Annotated in this window: 2 protein-coding genes and 1 pseudogene; 1 reads left to right on the top strand and 2 read right to left on the bottom strand. The window is 68.8% G+C overall.

Features of this window, described 5'->3' with window-relative positions:
• Positions 1–1,139 (top strand): annotated as a pseudogene (locus tag ACI944_RS13435) (hypothetical protein); the annotation flags it as partial.
• Positions 1,140–1,167: 28 nt separating this feature from the next.
• On the opposite strand, the gene prs reads toward ACI944_RS13435, so the two are convergent.
• The gene (gene prs, locus ACI944_RS13430; protein ID WP_411719537.1) at positions 1,168–2,001 is read right to left on the bottom strand and encodes a ribose-phosphate diphosphokinase; all 834 of its coding nucleotides are present in this window, start codon (positions 1,999–2,001) and stop codon (positions 1,168–1,170) included.
• Positions 2,002–2,213: 212 nt separating this feature from the next.
• Positions 2,214–3,089: a polyprenyl synthetase family protein gene (locus ACI944_RS13425; RefSeq protein ID WP_411719536.1), complete on the bottom strand. Its 876-nt coding sequence runs from the start codon at positions 3,087–3,089 to the stop codon at positions 2,214–2,216.
• Positions 3,090–3,326: the final 237 nt, after the last annotated feature.

Below are 3,326 nucleotides of genomic sequence, written 5' to 3'. Positions count from 1 at the left end.
TCCACACCAGACAGCGCTACGTGCCGACCGACGCGACGCGCTGGACCGTCGAGGGGATGGCGGACTACTACGCCGCCCTCCTCGCATACGAGTCCGGCGACGTGGGCTACGCGGCGTTCCGCGATCGCCTCGAACGCGGAACCGACCCACAGTACGACGACGTTCGCCTCGCCGATCCGGGAACCTGGAGTGAAACCACCGCCGACTACGCTCGGGGGGCGCAGCTCTTTGCCCACCTCGACCGGCGGCTTCGCGCCGACGCCGACACGTCCCTTGACGCCGCCATCGCCGGGGTGAACAGGCCCAAGCGGGAGTTGACGCAACGACGGTTCCTCAGTGCGATCGGGTCGGCCGGCGGCACCGACGTTCGGGCCGACACCGAGCGGTACACCGAGACGACCGCGACGCCGCCGATCGCCTCCCGGAGCGACCACGTCGCCGCGTTCGGAGGGCCGGATATCCGGCGTTCAATCGCCGAGACAGCGGTGTCGGGCCCCTACCGGACCGGGCCCATCGACCCGCCGGAACTCGTCGTCGGCGAGACGCTCGAACTCGACGTTGTCGCCGAGAACGTCGGCACCGCTGCGGGCGGATTCGAGGTCGAACTCCGCGTCGATGGCGAGGCCGTCGCGATCCGCGAAGGCCGCCTTGACGCCGGCGTGTCGACAACACTCCGGTTCGCCCGCGAGTTCGATTCGACGGGCGAGTTCGAACTCGCAGTCGGTACCGAGCGGGCAGCTGTCACGGTCAGAGAGCCGGCCGGCATCGAGGTGGTGGGCCTCGACGTAGCCCCGGCGGCGCCGATACCAGGCGAACCGGTCACGCTCCGCGCGACAGTCGCCTCGGCGGCCGATCGCCCCGCGGCAGGCGAGGTGACCGTCCGCGCCGATGGCGACCCGATCGCGACCGAGTCCGTCCGGGTCGGCGAGGGGACGGTGACCGTCGAGACGACCGTCTCGTTCGATGATCCGGGCGAGTACGTCGTCTCCGCCGGAGGACAGCGGACGACAGTATCTGTCCGGGAAGACGCCGCTTCGCCCGGGATCGACCCGACCGGCCTCGACGACCAACCCGGACTCGGGGCGGGGATAGCCGTTATCGCAGTGCTCGTTGCGCTTGCGGCGGTGGGACGCCGCTGATCGGGTTAGCTGCCGCGCTGGCGATGACCTACAGCTCCTCGGCGATCGCCGGGGCGGCGCTCACCGCCGAAACCGCCCGCTCGACCGTGTCGGTGCCGTACACCGCCTCGACGCCGGCGGTCGCGAGTTTGGTTCGGGCGTTGGCGGCGAGCATCGGGTGGACGCAGGTGACGAAGACGCGCCCCGGGGCGGAAAGCTGGCCGATCGCGGTGCTCATTGTCGATCCGGTCGCGACAATGTCGTCGACCAACACTACGTCACGCTGGGCGGTGCTCGCGTCGTTGGGCCGGATCTCGACCTCGGTGTCGGAGTGGCGAACCTTCTCGAAGTAGTCGACGTCCCCGTCTCCGTAGGCGTCACGAACCGCTTCGGCGAGATCGATCGCGCCGGCGTCGGGTGACAGAAACAGCGGATCGGAGAGTTCCGGCAGCGGATCGGCGAGCCGGCCGGCCGCGTCGACGGTCGAACACGGCACCTCGAAAAAGTCGCTGATCGACGTCTCATGGGGGTTGACCGTCACCACCCGGTCGGTTCCGGTCGAGATGGCGCGCGCCATCGCTCGCGCCGAGATGGGTTCGCCGGGTTCGAACGCCTCGTCCTGTCTGCCGTAGCCCATGTACGGCAAGACTGTGACCACCTCCCCGGCCTGCCGTCGGGCGGCGTCCTGCAGTTGTAGCAACTCGATGTGCGTGGAATCCGAAACCGTCGATGCGACGACGACAGCCCTGTCGTCGGTGTCCGGAACGCGGACGAGCGTTTCGCCGTCCGCGAACCAGTCGTACTCGACGGCGGCGAGCGGTTCGTCGAGTTCGCTCGCAAGCGCCGCCGCCACCTCCTGTGACGCGGATCCCGGGACTATCATTGGCGGCTCTGTGTGCCCCGGGGGTAAACGCGTTTTTGTTCGTCGTCGCTCTCTGTCACCGCTCGACATCTTGAGACTCGCTGACGCTCCTCTCACCGCTCGCGGCTCTCCCCGTTCGCCGCTCGACATCTTGAGACTCGCTGACGCTCCTCTCACCGCTCGCGGCTCTCCCCGTTCGCCGCTCAACGTCTTGAGACTCGCTGACGCTCCTCTCACCGCTCACGAACGACAACAAATTCGGCGAGATCTTCCAGGTAGCCGACCGCCGCCGAGTCGCCGGGGTCGGCCGCCGACAGCGCCGACAGCGCGGCCTCGGACTCCTCGCGAGCGCGGTCGTTGATCTCTTCGGGCGTCAACTCGGTGATCCGAACCAGCGACGGCCGCTCCATGGCCTCGTCGCGCCCGGCCGGCTTGCCAAGCGCGTCGGCCTCGGCCGTCGCGTCGAGAACGTCGTCGCGGATCTGAAACGCGACTCCGACGCGCTCGGCGTACCCGCCGAACGACTCGATCGTGTATGTATCGGCGTTAGCGGCGATGGCTCCCAACTCGGCGGCGGCCCGAAACAGCGCGCCGGTCTTTCGGCGGGCCAATTCCATGTACTCCTCCTCGGTCGTCGGTTGGGCGACGAGTTCGGTCGCCTCGCCCTCACCCAACTCGACCATCGCCTCGGCGACGGTCCGCATCGCCCGGTCGTTGCTGCCGAACAGCGAGAACGCCTCCCCGAGCAGCCCGTCGCTCGTCGCTATTGCGGGGCCATAGCCGAACGCCGCCCACGTGCTCTCGACGCCGCGCCGGAGTTCCGACTCGTCGATGATGTCGTCGACGACGAGGGAGGCGTTGTGGACCAACTCGATCCCGACAGCGAAATCGACCGCCTCCGCGGAGGCCGCAGACCCGCGGCCGTCCTCGCCGACCAGCTCCCCGCCCGCTGCCTCGAAGGCGAGAAGCGTCACCATCGGCCGGACGCGCTTGCCGCCCGAGAGCGAGACGTGCTCCAACCGCTCCGCCATCGCCCCCGGTTCGGCCGCGTCGAGCACGGTCGCGAGCCGAGACTCGACAAGCGCCCGACGGCGCTCGAGATACTCCATGGCCAACGTAGGATTGGTGTTCGGAAGTACGTGACGGATACGACTGATCGTGCGGAGGTGGGCGAGCGCCGCCGTCCGTCGGTTCTCGATAAACCGGTCGTCGGCCCTCGCGCTGCCAGCTATACGCCGCAAGCGCCCATGGCAGCATTATCCTCGCCACGGCGCTCAGCGTCGGTGTACGGCCAGTACGCCGGCGCAAACGGGAGGACGATGAGGAGGCGGATGAGCAATTCCGGG

The sequence above is a fragment of the Natronomonas sp. genome (assembly GCF_046710025.1).
Taxonomy (GTDB): Archaea; Halobacteriota; Halobacteria; order Halobacteriales; family Haloarculaceae; genus Natronomonas.
The sequence above is the reverse complement of the archived record's forward strand: the minus strand, read 5'-3'. Positions and strand labels throughout refer to the sequence as shown.

Bases quoted from the DNA above. Each gene is read 5' to 3' on its own strand.
- prs (WP_411719537.1), bottom strand. From the start codon at position 2,001: ATGATAGTCCCGGGATCCGCGTCACAGGAGGTGGCGGCGGCGCTTGCG.
- ACI944_RS13425 (WP_411719536.1), bottom strand. From the start codon at position 3,089: ATGGAGTATCTCGAGCGCCGTCGGGCGCTTGTCGAGTCTCGGCTCGCG.